Source organism: Neorhizobium sp. NCHU2750 (assembly GCF_003597675.1).
Taxonomy (GTDB): Bacteria; Pseudomonadota; Alphaproteobacteria; order Rhizobiales; family Rhizobiaceae; genus Neorhizobium.
The window spans coordinates 159,718-175,695 of sequence record NZ_CP030832.1 but is presented as its reverse complement, the minus strand read 5'-3'; the positions used below and the strand labels follow the sequence as shown (position 1 = coordinate 175,695).

General features: G+C 58.4%; 17 protein-coding genes. 6 read left to right on the top strand and 11 right to left on the bottom strand.

Features of this window, described 5'->3' with window-relative positions; all coding sequences use genetic code 11:
* Positions 1-6: 6 nt before the first annotated feature.
* The 5 genes from NCHU2750_RS30055 to NCHU2750_RS30035 form a co-directional block, all read right to left on the bottom strand.
* Entirely contained in the window at positions 7-1,656 is a 1,650-nt protein-coding gene (locus tag NCHU2750_RS30055) for an ATP-binding cassette domain-containing protein (RefSeq protein ID WP_119945265.1), read from the bottom strand.
* Position 1,657: 1 nt separating this feature from the next.
* Complete coding sequence (locus tag NCHU2750_RS30050) at positions 1,658-2,527, bottom strand: ABC transporter permease (RefSeq protein WP_119945264.1); 870 nt, start codon at positions 2,525-2,527, stop codon at positions 1,658-1,660.
* 11 nt (positions 2,528-2,538) lie between these two features.
* Positions 2,539-3,510, bottom strand: a complete 972-nt coding sequence (locus NCHU2750_RS30045; protein ID WP_119945263.1) for an ABC transporter permease — start codon at positions 3,508-3,510, stop codon at positions 2,539-2,541.
* Positions 3,511-3,521: 11 nt separating this feature from the next.
* Complete coding sequence (locus NCHU2750_RS30040) at positions 3,522-5,111, bottom strand: ABC transporter substrate-binding protein (protein ID WP_119945262.1); 1,590 nt, start codon at positions 5,109-5,111, stop codon at positions 3,522-3,524.
* 263 nt (positions 5,112-5,374) lie between these two features.
* Positions 5,375-5,947: a hypothetical protein gene (locus NCHU2750_RS30035; RefSeq protein WP_162939871.1), complete on the bottom strand. Its 573-nt coding sequence runs from the start codon at positions 5,945-5,947 to the stop codon at positions 5,375-5,377.
* A 103-nt stretch (positions 5,948-6,050) separates the two neighbouring features.
* Between NCHU2750_RS30035 and NCHU2750_RS30030 the strand changes: the two genes are divergently transcribed.
* The 3 genes from NCHU2750_RS30030 (at position 6,051) to NCHU2750_RS30805 (ending at position 7,932) form a co-directional block, all read left to right on the top strand.
* Positions 6,051-6,326, top strand: a complete 276-nt coding sequence (locus NCHU2750_RS30030) for a helix-turn-helix domain-containing protein (protein ID WP_502703888.1) — start codon at positions 6,051-6,053, stop codon at positions 6,324-6,326.
* Between the two features lie 305 nt (positions 6,327-6,631).
* Positions 6,632-7,399 carry an RHS repeat-associated core domain-containing protein gene (locus NCHU2750_RS30025; RefSeq protein ID WP_119945260.1) on the top strand — a complete coding sequence of 256 codons (768 nt, stop codon included), beginning with the start codon at positions 6,632-6,634 and terminating at the stop codon, positions 7,397-7,399.
* Between the two features lie 11 nt (positions 7,400-7,410).
* Entirely contained in the window at positions 7,411-7,932 is a 522-nt protein-coding gene (locus tag NCHU2750_RS30805; protein WP_162939870.1) for a hypothetical protein, read from the top strand.
* 459 nt (positions 7,933-8,391) lie between these two features.
* Here NCHU2750_RS30805 and NCHU2750_RS30020 read toward each other — a convergent pair whose 3' ends face one another.
* The 3 genes from NCHU2750_RS30020 to NCHU2750_RS30010 form a co-directional block, all read right to left on the bottom strand.
* A complete protein-coding gene (locus NCHU2750_RS30020) occupies positions 8,392-9,798 on the bottom strand; it encodes a hypothetical protein (protein WP_205583937.1) in 1,407 nt (468 codons plus the stop codon).
* 13 nt (positions 9,799-9,811) lie between these two features.
* Positions 9,812-10,882: a class I SAM-dependent methyltransferase gene (locus NCHU2750_RS30015; RefSeq protein WP_119945259.1), complete on the bottom strand. Its 1,071-nt coding sequence runs from the start codon at positions 10,880-10,882 to the stop codon at positions 9,812-9,814.
* Positions 10,883-11,074: 192 nt separating this feature from the next.
* Positions 11,075-11,785: a helix-turn-helix transcriptional regulator gene (locus tag NCHU2750_RS30010; RefSeq protein ID WP_245480565.1), complete on the bottom strand. Its 711-nt coding sequence runs from the start codon at positions 11,783-11,785 to the stop codon at positions 11,075-11,077.
* A 137-nt stretch (positions 11,786-11,922) separates the two neighbouring features.
* Between NCHU2750_RS30010 and NCHU2750_RS30005 the strand changes: the two genes are divergently transcribed.
* Together NCHU2750_RS30005 and NCHU2750_RS30000 are read left to right on the top strand one after the other, a co-directional pair.
* Complete coding sequence (locus tag NCHU2750_RS30005) at positions 11,923-13,125, top strand: MFS transporter (RefSeq protein ID WP_162939869.1); 1,203 nt, start codon at positions 11,923-11,925, stop codon at positions 13,123-13,125.
* Positions 13,126-13,279: 154 nt separating this feature from the next.
* On the top strand, positions 13,280-13,612 hold the full coding sequence (locus NCHU2750_RS30000) for a WGR domain-containing protein (protein ID WP_119945256.1): 333 nt from the start codon (positions 13,280-13,282) through the stop codon (positions 13,610-13,612).
* A gap of 206 nt (positions 13,613-13,818) precedes the next feature.
* Here NCHU2750_RS30000 and NCHU2750_RS29995 read toward each other — a convergent pair whose 3' ends face one another.
* The 3 genes from NCHU2750_RS29995 to NCHU2750_RS29990 form a co-directional block, all read right to left on the bottom strand.
* Entirely contained in the window at positions 13,819-14,274 is a 456-nt protein-coding gene (locus tag NCHU2750_RS29995; RefSeq protein ID WP_119945255.1) for a hypothetical protein, read from the bottom strand.
* 93 nt (positions 14,275-14,367) lie between these two features.
* Positions 14,368-14,538 carry a hypothetical protein gene (locus tag NCHU2750_RS30800; RefSeq protein WP_162939868.1) on the bottom strand — a complete coding sequence of 57 codons (171 nt, stop codon included), beginning with the start codon at positions 14,536-14,538 and terminating at the stop codon, positions 14,368-14,370.
* 320 nt (positions 14,539-14,858) lie between these two features.
* Positions 14,859-15,167 carry a DUF736 domain-containing protein gene (locus tag NCHU2750_RS29990; RefSeq protein WP_119945254.1) on the bottom strand — a complete coding sequence of 103 codons (309 nt, stop codon included), beginning with the start codon at positions 15,165-15,167 and terminating at the stop codon, positions 14,859-14,861.
* A 393-nt stretch (positions 15,168-15,560) separates the two neighbouring features.
* Here NCHU2750_RS29990 and NCHU2750_RS29985 point away from each other — a divergent pair, with 393 nt between their 5' ends.
* Complete coding sequence (locus tag NCHU2750_RS29985) at positions 15,561-15,965, top strand: transcriptional regulator (protein ID WP_119945253.1); 405 nt, start codon at positions 15,561-15,563, stop codon at positions 15,963-15,965.
* Positions 15,966-15,978 lie beyond the last annotated feature (13 nt).

The following is a 15,978-nucleotide window of genomic DNA, read 5'->3' as shown; positions in this document are numbered from 1 at the left end:
CCTTTCTCAATGCGTGAAGCGGGCGGAGCGGGCGTCGATCAGGCTGCGCGTGTAGGGGTTTTGCGAACGGGAAAAGATAAAATCGGGATCGCCACGATCCTCGATCACGCCGTCCTTCAACACATAGATCGAGTGACAAAGGGCCTGCACCAGGGCGAGATCATGCGAGATGAACAGCATTGAAACATGTTGCTCGGCAATGGTTTGCTGAAGCAGCGTGACGATTTCCGCCTGCACCGACACGTCGAGCGCCGATGTAGGCTCGTCGGCGACGATGATCGAAGGCCGGGCAAGCAGCGCCCGGGCGATGCAGACGCGCTGCTTCTGGCCGCCGGATAGCTGATGCGGGAAATGCGTCAGCAGGCTGCGGGCGAGGCCCATCCGATCCATCATGGATCCGACAGCGGAAACATGACCTCCGGAAGCGCCGGCGCCATAATGTACCGCTTCCTGCAGTGTGTCTGCGATCACCATGCGTGGATTGAGTGACGCCGATGGATCCTGGAAGATCATCTGGACCTCGCCCAGGAGACCGTTGCGCCAACCCGGCCTCTCGATCTGAAACCGCCGCCCCTCAAGGTCGAGCGTACCGGAACTTGCGGTCTCCAGACCGGCGACAATGCGGCCGAGCGTCGATTTTCCGCTTCCGCTTTCACCGACGATACCGGTCACGGATCCCGATGGAAGCAGGATCGAGACGTCGTGTAGCGCCCGCTTCTGCTGGCGGGCAGCAAGCCATGGCAGCCCGGAACCGGCAAAGCTCTTGCTGACATTGTCAACGCGCAGAACCGGCTCTCCTTTGAGAGAAACGACGTCCTCAGACGACAGAGCGCTTCCCGCCACAGTCCGCCGCAAGCATGGGACAGCTGACAGAAGCGACTTGGTATAGGCGTCGCGCGGCGCATCAAGGATCGCGGTGGTTTCCCCCTGCTCGACCACTCGCCCGTGCCGCAAGACGACCACCCGGTCGGTGACGTCAGCGATGACACCCATATCGTGGGTGACGAGGATGATCGACACGCCCGTATCGGCCGTCAGCGAGCGCAGCAGCGCCAGAACCTGTTTCTGAACCGTTGCATCGAGCGCCGAGGTCGGTTCGTCAGCCACGATCACTTGTGGGTTGCCGGCAAGCGCGATGGCGATCACGATCCGCTGGCGCTGGCCGCCGGAGAACTGATGCGGATGGTGTCCATATCGCGCTGCCGGTTCGGGTATGCCGACACGGCCCAGAAGCTCGATGGCGCGTAGGCGGGCCTGTCTCTTCGTGACATTCTCGCCCACAGCGCGGACGGTTTCTGCGATCTGCGCCCCCACCGTCATGAGAGGATCAAGCGAAGCGCCATGATCCTGGAAGATCGCCGCGATCCGGCGCCCTCGAATTTCGGCTCTTTGCTTGAGACTGAAAGCTTCAAGTGGAGAGCCTTCCAGCCGGATCGATCCGGCCGTTTGTTCGATGCCCGGCGCAAGCAGGCCGAGAATGGTATAACCGAGGCTCGACTTTCCAGCACCGGACTCGCCGATCAGACCGAGGATCTCGCCGCGCCGCAGCTCGACGCTCACCTCGCGCAGGATGGTTTTCGAGCCCGACGGTCCATGATGTTTCAGGGTCAGGTTATCGACCGCCAGGAGCGGGGCTTTGTGATGGCACGGGTCCATGTCAGTGGCTCCTCGGGTCATAGCGGCGACGGAACTCCTCGCCGACGAAGTTGATGCTGGCGATGAGACCGAAGAGTGCGAGCCCCGGGAACAGACTGATCCAATACTGGCCGGTCATCAGGTATTGAAAGCCGTTTGCCACCGCAGAGCCGAGCGAGGGCTTGTCGATCGGGACACCCAATCCGAGGAACGACAGGGTGGCCTCAAGCGCCACTGCATGGCCGAGCTCGATCGGGATGAGGGTGATGGCCGGCGCAATACTGTTGGGCAACAGGTGACGGAAGACGATACGCGATGGCGGCAGGCGCAACAGCCGTGCCGCATCAAGATAGGCCTTTTTCGCTTCGCCCATGGCGACGCCGCGCGTCACCCGCGCGTAAGCCGCCCATTGCACGATGACGAGCGCCAGGATGATGCGATCGATACCCGGGCCCAGCGTCACGATCGCGATCAGCGCGACCAGCATGGTCGGCAGACTGAGCTGCAGATCCACAATGCGCATGATCAGGGCATCTGCCCAACGTCCGAGATAAGCTGCAATGACGCCAAGGCTCATGCCGATCATGGCAGCAAGGACGGTACTGGTGGCTGCGACGAACAGGCTGATCCGCAGGCCGTAAAACACGGTGCTGAGTATATCACGCCCGAGACCATCGGTACCCAGCAGGTAGATGTACCCGCCGCCACCTGCCGTGCCGGGCGGCGAGGAGGATTCCCACGCAAAAATCTCTAACGGATCATAAGGGTCCTGCGGCGCGATGACGGAGGCAGCGATCGCCAGCAGCACATACGCGGCCAGCACGAGTATCGAAGCAGTCGGTCGATGGGCGGTGGGCCATTTCCAGAGCGCCCGGATGGTTTTGGTGTTCATCGGTGCTCCTTTCAGGCGGATCGGCGGGTTCGCGGATCAATCATGGCGTAGAAAATGTCGACGAGGGCGTTGAGGCCGACGAAAGCGATTGCCACAAAGGTGAGGGTGGCCATGACCACGGGTCGATCGAGCAGTTGGATGGAATCGATCAGCAGCTTGCCGATGCCCGGCCAATTGAAGATCGACTCGACGACCACGGCAAAGGCCAGCATGCCGCCGAACTGCATGCCGATGATGGTGACGATCGGCACGCTGATATTGCGCAGCGTATGGCGAAACAGGATCCGTCGCGGGGAAAGGCCTTTCGCCTGGCAGAAGCGCGTAAAATCCTGGGCTTCCACCTCGATCGTGCCTGATCGTGTCAACCGGGCGATCAGGGCAATGTTCGGGATGGCGAGCGCCAGTGCCGGCAGGACGAGATGGTGCAGGCCGGAAAGAGTAAGGACGCTCCAATCCGCGCCAAGGACGGACACCACGTCCCCGCGCCCCCCGGACGGAAACCATCCTGTCATCATGGCTCCAAACATGATCAGCAGCATGCTCAGCCAGAAGGACGGCACACTGAGTGCCAAGACGCTGGACGTGAGCACGGCCCGATCGGAAACCGTCCCTTTGCGCCGGCCGGCCAAAAGGCCGAACAGGATACCCAGGGGGGCCGCGACCAGCATGGCGACCGCGGCAAGCTCGAATGTCGCCGGAAGCTTGCTCATCACAAGCCGGAAAGCTGGCAGATGATAGATGTAGGAGGTGCCGAAGTTGCCGCTCACGACATTGCCGAGGAACAGCAGATATTGGCGCCACAAGGGCTGATCCAGCCCGAGCGCGATCGTTGCCCCGCGAATATCCTGGGGCGTGGCGGTCTCGACATTGACGATGTTGAAGACAGGATTGCCGATGCTGTGAATGCCGACAAACCCGATGATCGACATGGCGAGAAGAAGCAGGAAGGCTTGTGAAAGCCTTCCGAAGATAGTTGCTGTCATGACGGATCTCCTCAATTAGCCGCCGGGACTGCCCGCATGGCCAAAGTCCATCCCCGGGGGTGGACCGTGTAGGAGCCGACCTTCCTGCCGTGGCCGGCAATGAGGTGGAAGTGATAGAGCGGGATGATTGGGTGATCCGCCATCACAAACTCGGTCGCGCGTGCCAGCGCCGCACTGCGGGCTGGTCCGTCCTCCAGTGCTTCTGCCTTGGCGAGCATGTCGTCGTAGACGGGATTGCTGTAGCCGCCATAGTTCAGGGAACCGGTGCCCTTCTCGACATCAGCGGAAGTCAAAACGACATCGAGGCAAAGGCTGACGGCTTCCCCGGAGCAGCCGCCATACCAGACCGGATATTCTCCGGCCGATCTTTTGGTCATGAACACGGAAAACGGAGAGACAATCGGCTGAACCTTCACCCCGATGCGCGCCCAGTTCTGCGCAATCGACTGCAGCGTTTCGGCATCGCCTGGGTAACGCCCTGCCGGGCCGGCAAGCACGACCGAGAACCCATTGGACAATCCGGCTTCGGCAAGCAGGGCCTTGGCACGGTCATAGTCCGGTGGTGTGACGGCAAGATTGGCGGAGGTGCCGGCCATGCCGGGCGGAAACATCTGGCTTGCCGCCGTTCCGTAGCCGCCAAGGATCTTTTCGGCCAGGAACGGCCGGTCGGTCGCAAGGGCCAAAGCCGCGCGCACGCGAGCATCCTTGAACGGGTTCGCCATCGGCTTACCTGCCGCGTCAGTCACGCCGGGCAGTTGATCGCGTGACATGTCGAACTGCAGGAAGTTCGAACGGGCTGCGGCTGCGCTCTCGACTTTTATGCCGTGCGCCTCCAGATTTGCGACATCCCGGGCAGGGATATAGTCGGCGAGATCGACGTCGCCTGTGGAGAGCGCTGCGACACGCGCGGCCGGGCTTTCGATGACCCGAAACACCACGCTCGACCAGGCCGGTGCGCCGCCCCAGTATTCGTCATTCGCGTCGAGGGCGAGCAATTCCCCGGATTGCCAAGTCCTGAACTTGTAGGGTCCGGTGCCGACGGGAGGGACCCCGGTATTGACCTCGTCGGTGGTGGCAAAGCCGCCACCGGCCTTGTGCGGCATGATCAGAATGGCGGTCATCTGGATCGGCAGGGTAGGGGCCTCGTCACGGGTCTCAATCAAGACCGTCATGGGATCAGGCGCGGTGATCGAGGTGATGGCCTTGGTATAGGACTGGAACCCGCCGCTCGGCGGTTTCAGAAAATCGCGAACGCGTTCAACAGAATAGATGACGTCCTGCGCGGTGAAAGCCGATCCGTCATGGAATTTGACGCCATGGCGCAGCTTGAACTCCCAGACCTTTGGAGACAGTCTTTTCCAGGTGACTGCCAGTCCCGGCTGCGGGTTGAGGTTCTCGTCCTGGTTCACCAGACGCTCGTAGATATGCGAGAGCAGTGAGGTGTTTTCGTTCAGATCGGCATAATGCGGATCCAACGTCATGAGCTTGAGCTGTGTGCCGATGCGCAATTCTTCAGCCCCAGCAACAGATGCGGACATACAGCCCACACCCAGCGCCAATGCCAGCATGAACACATGCGTTCGAATATGCTTGAATAGCATTCCAATGTTCCCTTCTTCTTGGTCGTAAAAATCAACGCGGCGAGCTCCCATTTTCACCGCGTAGGTATCCGTTCCCACGCGGCAGGTTCATCCGCCTCCGCAGGTCAAAAATCAGAATAAATATCGAGTTCCCTCGGCCTCCAAATTCCCCAAATCCGGCTAGAAACGCACTTCGAAACATCGCGTTCAAAGCCTCAACGCACACGCAACACACCGGCTACGCGGCTCCTAAGAGACGCGAACAACGCGCTGGCAATCAGGCATCAACCGGAGTCGATTGGCAGCACCGCGTCGCCGTGCCGAAAATCTCCTATCCGCCCACAAATGTTCAAAAGATCACGCAGTATCCGGCGCAGCTCGGGCCAGGGAGACTCGTCGAAATCCACACCTGGCTGTCCCCGCTGCAGGACACAGTGGAGCTTCGCGACGACGGCAACAATCGACGTCACATCCGCCTCGCAAAGATCGGCTGCCGTCCGGTCTTCGATATCAGCCCCATCATTGGCCGCTTGTTCGGCGCGCGAATAAGCGCAGACATGCTGATCGGCCATAGCCATGACGCTCACACGTGAGAGCAGCCCAACGTCTTCCGGGCAGACATTTAGCGAGGACGCAGCAAGCAGTTCGGCCTCCAGACGCTGCTGGGCGGCATTCAGCCGGTCAACGCGCTCAAATGCCAACAGCCACGCCCGCCATAGCGCAAGCGCATCATTTCCGGCACCACGAGGGAACCGCGACTGATCGGCAATCTGTGCCGTTAGGAACCATTCTGTTGAATTAAGACTGTTTCTGCAGGTGATTGCAGGCACAGTTCTGCTATTCTCAGAATCAGCCATGATCCGAGCTCCAGACAGCTTGATTGTGGTCAGGTCGTGTCGGCGCTGCGAACGCCGGCACGACCGATACCTGAACGTTTGTTACATACAGGACGATTAAACGATGCGCAACCAAAATCACCCTATTTCGGGTGATATTAATCCGATCCAGTGTCGCATGGCGCGTACCGCTCTAGGGTGGAATTCGGATCGCTTGGCAGAGGTTGCTAAAGTATCAACTCAGACAGTGAAGCGGTTTGAGCGCGGGGAAGACCTTCGCCAAAATACCGTTGCCAAATTGCGGGAAGCGTTTGAGAATGCTGGCATTCAATTCATCCCTGAAAATGGGGGTGGTGTCGGGGTGAGATTCAAGCATTCGTCTCCAAAAGACGAAGCCTGATAGGGCAGGAGGCTGACCGCTACGTTTCGCTTAAGGTGCACGTTCCTAGCCGCGAAGCGGCGCGATCACCGATCCGGTGAGCGGGACCGGATACCCTTCGCAGCCTTTTTGCCACCATCAAATGCAAAGGGTGGGCATTAATTTCAACGAGCTTCAGGAACGCGCTGCGCTCTACCACCTGTGGAGCGACCCGGCACGTCCATCCGGCCATACTACTATGGCCGTGATCAGATCGGTTCTGTTCGTCGTGCGTTTGCCGGCACCACCTCGGCGCCGACCATGATTTTGATCCATACGGAAATGCATTGCAATCGACGGCGCCGGCCACCGATTATGGCTATGCGGGCATAATCTATAACAGCGACGGTGGTCTCTATCTGACGCAGTTCAGAGCCTATGATCCTGTCGCGGGGCGGTGGCTTTCCAGAGATCCTGCCGGGGAAGCAGCGGATCAGAGCGGCAATCTCTGTGCCTATGTCAATGGGAACACCATCAACGAGGCAGATTCTACCGGCCAATTCGGTCTCGCTGGCGCATTAATTGGAGGTGCGCTTGGTGCGGGAGGCGACTTTGCTTACCAAATGTATAAGAATGGTGGAAACGTAAGCTGCACAGATTGGGGAGAAGTTGCCCTATCGGGTGCAGGAGGAGCTCTCCTCGGTTCAGGAGCAGAATTCGCAGCCGGGCTGCTGGGAAGATCGGCTGCCGTTGCCGCAGAAGGTACGGGAACCGTCTGGGATGCGGTTACGGCTACACAGGGTGTTTATGAGGGCACAGCTATACCACGTTCGTTCACCTTGGCTACCAGCGGAGCGGATATCTGGGTTGCGCCGAACGCGACGGAGCATATGGCGGAATATGCGCTCGGAAATTTAGGCCGTGGCGTATCCACCGATCTGGTGAACATCGGGACGCAGAGTGAACTGACAAAGCTACGGGCTGCTGTTGGTTCAGCTACACAGGGCGGCGTCCCGTATGGCGGCTTGGTAAATGCAGGAGGCTGGGAGTTATTGTTCTCGCCCGCACGCCAAGCCGGCCAGCTTCCTGCTTTGATACACGCTGCTTCGTACTAAGGACTCAATGGATGCTTAAAGTCGAAAGAATCAAAGAAATTAGCGACGAGCAGTGCGTAGTCATATTTGACGATCAAGTGCCAGTTTCGTTTAGATCACGCCCATCCCCAGTAGCCGGCGCGCGTCATATCAGGATCGGTGATTTCAATACCCACCTCTTTGATTTTCAAGTGCCCCAGGATGAACTTGTCATATCCGGCTTCACGTTCCTTTCAGGCGGCCATCTTTCGAGCGCGTTAAATCGCGGTGAAGAAAAAGCTTATGGCCTACCGATATTGCGCTTTGATGAAGGAATAGAATTTCCGAATAAAGGACGTATTTCCAAAATTGACATAAGCTCAAACATCTATGTCTCCATTACGGAAACACGATTGGAAGTATATTTCGGAATTCATTATGGATACGAAAAGTCGATACAAGCCGGAAGAGTTGAGTTTCTTGTGTCAAAAGGTTATTTAATCGGGGTAGCGGTGTCCAATTTAAGCGAGAGGGAAATTGGAATAATTCATGATCGATTTGGCGTAGTTTCGTAGAATTATTCGCCGAAGAAGGAGATTAAGTCGCCGCTAGAACGATTGGGCGCTCCATGTCGCAGATGGAGTTGGCCTTGGCTTCAGCAAGGGTATGCGGGTCACCAGGAGCCGGCTCCGAGCTCTTCAACTTTGGCCCAATATGAAAGCTGCACGATAAAGGAAAGGTTCGACGCCCACGCTCGGATCAACCGGCGCCAGGCCGGATTCGAGCAAGACAATGAAGAACATCGGAGGTTTCAGCATCGCGCCGGGCGCCGACCGGCAGCACCGGGAAACCGGGAATTCTCGTCACGTTTTTGACGGAAAGAGGGACGCCGCAGGAGCGTCAGCATAGCGGCCGCAAAGCGGGACGCGGGACCGACTTCCCCCGGCCAAAACGTTCCGCTCAGACAGGTCTGGGGGATTGGCCTTTCGCAATCTTCCGAAAACTGACTGCAGCCTCTCATTGTCCCCTTTCTTTCATCGCGCAAAACCCGACCATGCCCATTGCGAACACGCCGGTCCCGTGAGACCGGAAAATAACGAGCGATACGTGCCCTCCCAGATCGGATCGCCGGTAAATGCGACCAGGTCGCCACTCGCTTCAATCAGCGGCATATCAGCATATAGCGCAAGCAGGTGTTCGACTGCGCCCGCCCGCTCCATTTCGAGGAAAGGATCCCCTTTGGTCGGCCGCAAGACTCGATGTCCCCAGAGAGAAGGCCGGTCATCGTTCCACAAATCGTCCAGCAGGGACTGATCACCCGATCGCGCGATAGCAATGGCGACGAGGTAGCGCATCAGCGGCAGGTAAACAGTTTGGCGGCAGCCTCCAAGCGCGCGGATACCCGGCAAAATCGACAGGACGAGAAACGACATGAACAGGTTCGGTAGAAGCATATGCTTCCTCAGCGCCTCGGAAATGCTCGATGGCGTGAACTCTATGGCCAAACTCGTCGAATTCGGGCTTCGAAGAAAACCACCTTCCAGCCGCAACGGCTGGATGCGGTCTCGGCCCACCAACCAGAAGAAATCGGTGGACCGCCGTATCCACCCGCGCCAAGGTCCAGAGGTGAGACCATCGATTGTCTGCACAATACTCGCGGCGCCACCGCCCGAGAATACCGCGGTCGTCAACCAGGATCCGGAATGGTCAAGATGATCTGCAATCAGGTCGGCCAGGTCGAAATCATCGAGCAGCAGCAGCTTCGCGATCGACGACATGCCGCCATTCCACAACTTGCCGTTCGCGGTTTTGATAGCCTCGGCGGCGGTTTGAAATGAGGACGAAGGCAGTTGCCCCACGAGGCGAGCGGCAGCAGCGTTTGGCGCAATCTGGCCGGCGGCATTGGTCAAGGAGAACCGCAAGGGGCCGTTGCTGCAGCAGATGCTGCTACCGTCCATGCGGCTGCGCGGCAATCCGAAGACGTTGAGGGGCTCGCCACCGACCCGCAGCCAACCAGGTCCTTTCTTTGCCGCCTCGTTGAACGACATCGTCGAGCCGGCATAAGCGATATGCCAGTTCCGACCATACGCCTGCAGGCCCATCAGGCTGAAAAGATGGGTGTAGAAGGCATCTGGCTCATAGAGCATCAGACAATGGGGGCCTGTCTGCACCACAGGTGACTCATACAATTCGCGACCGGCAGATCGGGCTTCCTGATGGCCATGTCCGGCGCGCAAAGCGGCGCGGGTGACGGCATCTCGCAGCCGGTCCTTCGCAAATGATCGTGCAGCACTCGCTGGACGAAACGGGACCGGCTGATACGCAAAGGCAGCATAGTCCCGAAGCGATCGCGACCAAAAGTCAGCAAGCGGGGGCATCAGCGATGTCAGCGCCGCACGAACCTGTCCAGGCGTTGCGTACTTTGCCCGCGTCTCGATCATGTTGCCATCGGCATCATGATGCCAGCAACCGATCGGCCACGATACCAGGCATGGAATTCGGCCGGCGCCACGCCAAGATCGACCTGATCGGGTCGGTGTCCGTATCGATCCAGACCGCGGGCAAAGTCTCTCGACAGAATGCCGGCGGGATCGCCGGTTGCAGAAGGAGAGCCAGGAATTCGACAATCGCGATGCCGGAATTAGACGACACGATGGTGTAGAAATTGCCACTGTTCCATGTCGCGACGGAATAGCGGAAGAAGGAATTGAGGGCATCGACTGTGCTGGCCTTGTCCACCTGCATATTGGTCATGGTGCCCAGTACTTCTTCCTTCTTTTCGGAAATCAGGGTCGGCGAAAAATATCGCGACTTGAACAATTCGTCCTTCTGTCTCTCGCGTGCCTGGTATTCGCCAGCGTCGGGATGGGCCAGTTTCTGAACCTGGATCAATAGACCGCCCGGCTTGATCCGAGGATAGATGAATTCGATCTGTCTGACACGGTCATGATCATACATCTGGAAGGTGGTGTCCTCGAACAGGATATCGAACCCACCGCGAAAACGTTGAAGCGCCGGGTCGATGACGTATCGACCCTCATCGAGTTCGAAGAACGGGCCATGATAAAAATGCGCGTGATCGCTGGCGCGGTTCGCGAGGAATGCTTCTTGATTGGCGGCTGTCGGGCTGCAGCACAGTGCTTCAATCCGACCGGCCCCAAGCAGTGCGAGCGTTCGAGCAAGGCAGCCGGTTCCCGTGCCGAGCGTATAGATGCTGGCCGGCCGGGCGGTCTGGGCCCATGTCCGAAGCGCCTTTTGAAGGAGAGCCGACCCCAATCGGCATTCCTCTTCCAAGCGATAGGGTATGCTCGCAAAATAATGACGATCGAAGGGACCCCAGAGCCGCTTGTGCGTATCGGCAAAGACGGTGGCCTCGAGATCGAAGTCGAGCAGGCCGAGATCGATATGCGGCTCGCCAAGGTCTGGAGCACCACCTTGGCCGGCGGCAGTCCGTTCGAAGAAGGCAGCAAAGTCATTGAGGCGAGGGGCGCTGCGCCACCGCTTTATAAGCTCGGCATCGATCATGACGTATCTCCATCCAGACTCTCTGATCGCAGGTGGAAGCCGACGATCCCGTGCCGAACTGTCAGTGCCGGTCGGTCAGCAAGCACAGAGTGTGGATGGGCTTTGCGACGGCAACAACCTGCCGATTTCGCCAGATTGACGGGAGTAGACGCCAGCGTGGATAGAGGACGGGCGGCGTGGAAGGCGAGTCACTTAGATCGAAATCAGTTCGAACAGGATTGCCTTGGCAACGGCATGATAACTCGTTGTTGCGCCGAGTTTGCGTCTGGCAGACCGTAGATAAAGCCTGACGGCACTTTCCGATAAGCCAAGCGTAGCCGCAATCTGTTTTTGCAGCCGGCCTGATGCAAGCGCTTCGAGACACTGTTTTTCACGCGCCGAAAGACGCCGCACCGTGGCGCCAGCTTCGATGTCGGCGACGGCCAGGATTTTTTCATGCATGTAGTGGGAAAGAACCTGAAGGTCATGGCCCAGTCCTTCACTGATTTCTGCCCAGGGATCCGGCAGAAGATCAGACGTGACGGAAAACAGCGAGCGCTCGCCGTTCGGGCCCCTGACCGGCACCGTCAAGCCACTGGCGCCGACATCGTTGGCGCGCGCCTCCTCAAAAAATCGATCGACAGCCGGTCCAGTCCTCTGGAGACGAGACCAGTCCACCGCCAGACGTGCCCACCGGATGATATCGACCACCGGGTCGATAGCGAAATAGGACCGTGCGAGGTAAAGGTCCGTCCAGCACCGAGGATATGTCGTGCAGAAAAAGGGATACATTGTCGACCCGAAACCTGTTCGCACAATAAGACAGGTTGCGTGTTTGAGTCCGTAGATCGCGGTGACAGCGCCCAGCGCAGGCTCGAATTCGGAGGAATGGACGACCGGCTGCAACCTTGCCAGGGACCTCATCAACCGTGTGTCTCCTACCATGCGAATTCTCCTTTCCCTCAATGCCTTGGGCTTTGCACTCCCGGAAAATTCCGGAGCAATCCGACGAGCCTAACAGCCAGCAGAGGTTCTCCAAATTGAGGAATTTACGCAGATCCTTGGACGATTTGCTGAGCATTCCGCAGGCAGTCCTCTTCATCGTCTCTGGCTCGTTCTTCGTGTCCGTGGCGCGGGCAATGAGCCTGACTTTTGTCGCGATCATCCTGCATCGAGATTTTAGTATGGGATTGGTCGGGATCGGCCTGCTTCTCGGCATAGGCCCACTTGTTGGCGCAATGGTTTCTCCCTTCGCCGGTGCGTGGTCCGACATGATCGGACGCAAAGCGGTTCTAGCGCTTGTTCTGGGGATGCTGTCATTGAGCATCACGGTCATGGGCTTTGCGGGCGAAGCCCTGGCGTACGGTCTCGCCTATACGACCGCGGCGATTTCGGTCGCATTGTTTAATCCGATATCGAAGGCAATCATCAGCGATGCATCGAGCGAACGGGAACGGTTCACCCACTTTTCCTGGCGTTACACCGCATCCAACCTGGGATGGGCGATCGGTCCCATCGTCAGCGTCGTGGCAGGACCCGCGACGCCCACTGGCTTTTTCATCGCAGGCACAATCCTCGCAGCACTGCTTCTTTTCCTCGCCCCCGTCGTGATGCCGACGCTTGATCAGACGCCCAAGACCCTTGCCGGGTTCCATCAAACAGTCGCCGCCCTCCGGAAACCTTTGCGGGACAGGCGCCTGTTCTGCCTCATCTGCGGCGGGATGCTCGCTCTGTCGGTCTTCAGCCACTGGTCGGCGACATTGGGTCCTTACCTCGTATCGACGACAACAAACGGCCAACAAACTTATGCAATCCTCGTCTCAATTAATGGCATCGTCGTGCTTCTGGCAAATCCCATCCTGAGCCGGATGATAGCGCGCGCAGGCGGTCTAACCGCATTGCTGACCGGCTGCGTCATGCTGTGCGCGAGCCAGATAGGCTTTGCCAGTTCGACTGCCTCGCCGGCTTTGATAACGTCAATGTTTCTGCTGTCGATTGCCGAGGTGTTGGTCGTTTGTGCAGAGTATGTGCTGGTGGACAGTCTGGCATCAGATGCCGACAAGGGCGGCTATTTTGGAGTGCATGCCATCAGCAATGGAGGAAGCTTCCTGGGTCCAGTCATCGGCAGCCTTACACTTGCATCGCTTGGGGGGCCCGCGATGTTTTTGCTCTTTGCATTTATGGCGATCGCGAGTGCGTTGGTTGTCGCAATCGGTCCCCGCGCGACCCGCACCGATCCGGAGAAGCAAGATCGACACAACTGAGACCGAACCGGTGACGCAAGACATGTTGGAATCCGGAATGCTGGCCGCATCGCCGAGATAAACCGCGTAAAAGCATCACGCAAATGAATCGATATCAGCCGACTGATTCAAAACTCTCGTTGGACTAAAGAGTCACAACGGGCGAATCTTGGCCATGATCACGCAACCCTACCGGATTTATATCGAGCGCACCGATCGGCAAAAGGACATGTCGCGGTTTTATGCCCTCGCCATTGAGCGAACGTTGTTCGGAGAAATCTGCTTGCGGCGCCGCTGGGGGCGGATCGGAACGCAAGGGCAAGAGCTGATCCACTATTTTGAAAGCGAAAGAGAGGCAGTTTCACTGTTTCTCGACATCGCGTGCCGTAAGCGACGCCGAGGGTACTCTCCGAGGAAACGCGGATCCGCCGCGAGGCAGTCTTGCCTTCCAGATATCGAACTTCCCCGCCCCGTGACCTTTGCCCTGCAACCGATGTTGCGCAGATAATTTGTCAAACCTAGGTTAAGTCCAAGGCCGACCCACGTGTCCACTGACACCGTCTGTTAGCCGATCGTGGCAGTATGGCCCCGGTCGTGGCGGCGCCGGTCTCCGGCCAGCCTTGCCATGAGTGCGGCAGAGGAGCTGGAGTCAATTTAGCCTTCATGTCAGGCCGCGCCATATCGCCGTGCAGCTGGCGAATTCCCACTGAAAACTCAACGTCGTCTTGCGCCCATCTTTTTTGCGAAACGCTCGTAGCGGGCACGTTCATGGTCATAGAGTTCTCTCGGGTCGGCGTTCATCCGGAATTCTGCCTGCTCCCTGAGCTTCTTTTTCACGTCAGAGAAAATTGGCAAAGGCCATATGATCCGACCGATCAGGACACCAAATCCGTGTCCGCGATCAACGCGAGCAAGGACAAAAGCCATGATGCCCATCAGATAGGTCAGCGTCGCGGCAGCAATTATTTTGCCGAAGCTGTCGAGGACAGGCCACTTCGCGATGCCACCAACGACGATGGTAACCGTTGCGATCAAAAAGAATGTTGGCACCAAGTAGAGCATGGTGAATCTTTGGTACGCCATCCTCTCTGCGGTCCAAGGTTGACGCGCTTCAGATAAGCCACGCTTAAATTCCGCGAATGAGATAAATCGCTCGTCATTTGTCGTCATTCCGGAGCCCTAACTTCATGAGTGAACGTTATGCAATGGGAAATATATCGTCGGTGTTCGAGCGACGCTAGACTGTAGGCCGAGATGCCACCCTCAATAGGGCGGCTCTGCATTCTGCACAGCCTCGAATTCCGACTTTTCGGCCGCATGTTGCCGCTCCGCGGCTGCAAGCTCGGCCTGAATCTGAAGGTGCTCTACACCGTCGACCGCGTTACGCAGCTCGGCCCGCAGCTCTTCGATCTGGATTTCGAGTTCGTAGGTCATCTTCGTCTCCTGACGCTTGTGAAAGATGACCGGCGGGTCCCAGAGGGGATGCCGGGGTCAAGGATCGCGCAAGCGACCGGCAGAGCTGGGGAGTGGGGGAGCCGATATGCGGAGGGTGGCCGAAAGGGCAGCAGGAGCAGATTGGGGGTACCGCTCATCCTTGACGCCGGTATTGCCGATTGGCACCATCGTGCATTCTGAGCAGCTACCCACCTCTCCATATGGCACCAGAAAATCCGGAGCGGGCTCGATGCCCGGTCCGGCTTTGGTTCTTAGATAGAAGAGAAGGCCCCGCCGGTGGCGGAGCCTCGTGATCCCGATCAGTCTCGGTTCGGGCGGGACCAGATGAGATGAAGGCCGTCTTCGCCTTCGACTTCTGCGAGCGTCGCGTAGATCGGGGCCGGGAAGCTCGGATCATCGAGCTTGACCGAGAGGTAGTCGCGACCCTGCTCGGAGGTCTTCTGCCAGGCCGCGCCGAGTTCGACGCTGCCAGCGTAGACGCGGAACTGCGGTCCCTTGTCTGAGGGGTTTTCGACCCGGGCGATGCGGGCTTTGACGTTGAGGGCGAGAGTGCGGATCGAGCCGGTGAAGCCATTTTCGGTAGAGGTGAAGGTGCCAATGGTCGCCATTTTTCGATTTCCTTTTCTGATGGTCGAGCCGCGCCTATCGCGGCCTCGATGGCAGTCGCATAGATCGGGGACGTTGGCCCGCACCTGATCAGGACGGAATGAAATGGAGGGCGGCAAGATACAGATTTGTTAGTGGGAGAGGAGAAGGCCGCAGGGCTTCGGGGTCGGAAATCTGAACATTGCCGTTGCGGGAGGACAATCGAAGCGCAGCCGGTCTCCCGATCAGACATGCCCCATCGAGCCCGCGATAGGTCGGCCCGCATCAGTTTCGGACGGGAAATCGACGATGGCGCCTGTTTGACGGTCTTTTGCCGGCGAAATGGCTATCCTTGCGGATTGACTTCACGTAAGCGCGAAACACATGTTTTTTGCGCCTGACAGAGGAGAACACTGATGGCCGACGAGACGATGACCGAAACCACTGCCACGACCGAAACGCCGGCCGCTGCCCCGGTCGAAAAGAAGACCCGCAAGCCACGTGCTGCGAAGACTGCTGCTGAGAACGCACGGGCTGACATTGCTGCCGCATCTGCCGAAAAGCCAGCAAAGAAGGCGCGCGCAAAACGCGGGTCCAAAACTGCTCCGGTCAAGGCTGAGAAGGTTGTAGCTGAACCGAAGAAGGCTGTCACCCGCACGCCGCGCGCAAAGGTTGCCGCCCCTGCTGCTTCGGTCGAAGTTATCGACGATATCGCTGATCTCATCAAACTTGAGGAAGAAAACAAGCAGTTGCGCAAGGAGCTCTCCGAGAAACTTCGCGCTGAGAATGCCGATCTGCGCAAGCGCCTCGGCAAGGCTTGAGTGCCGCTCTGAT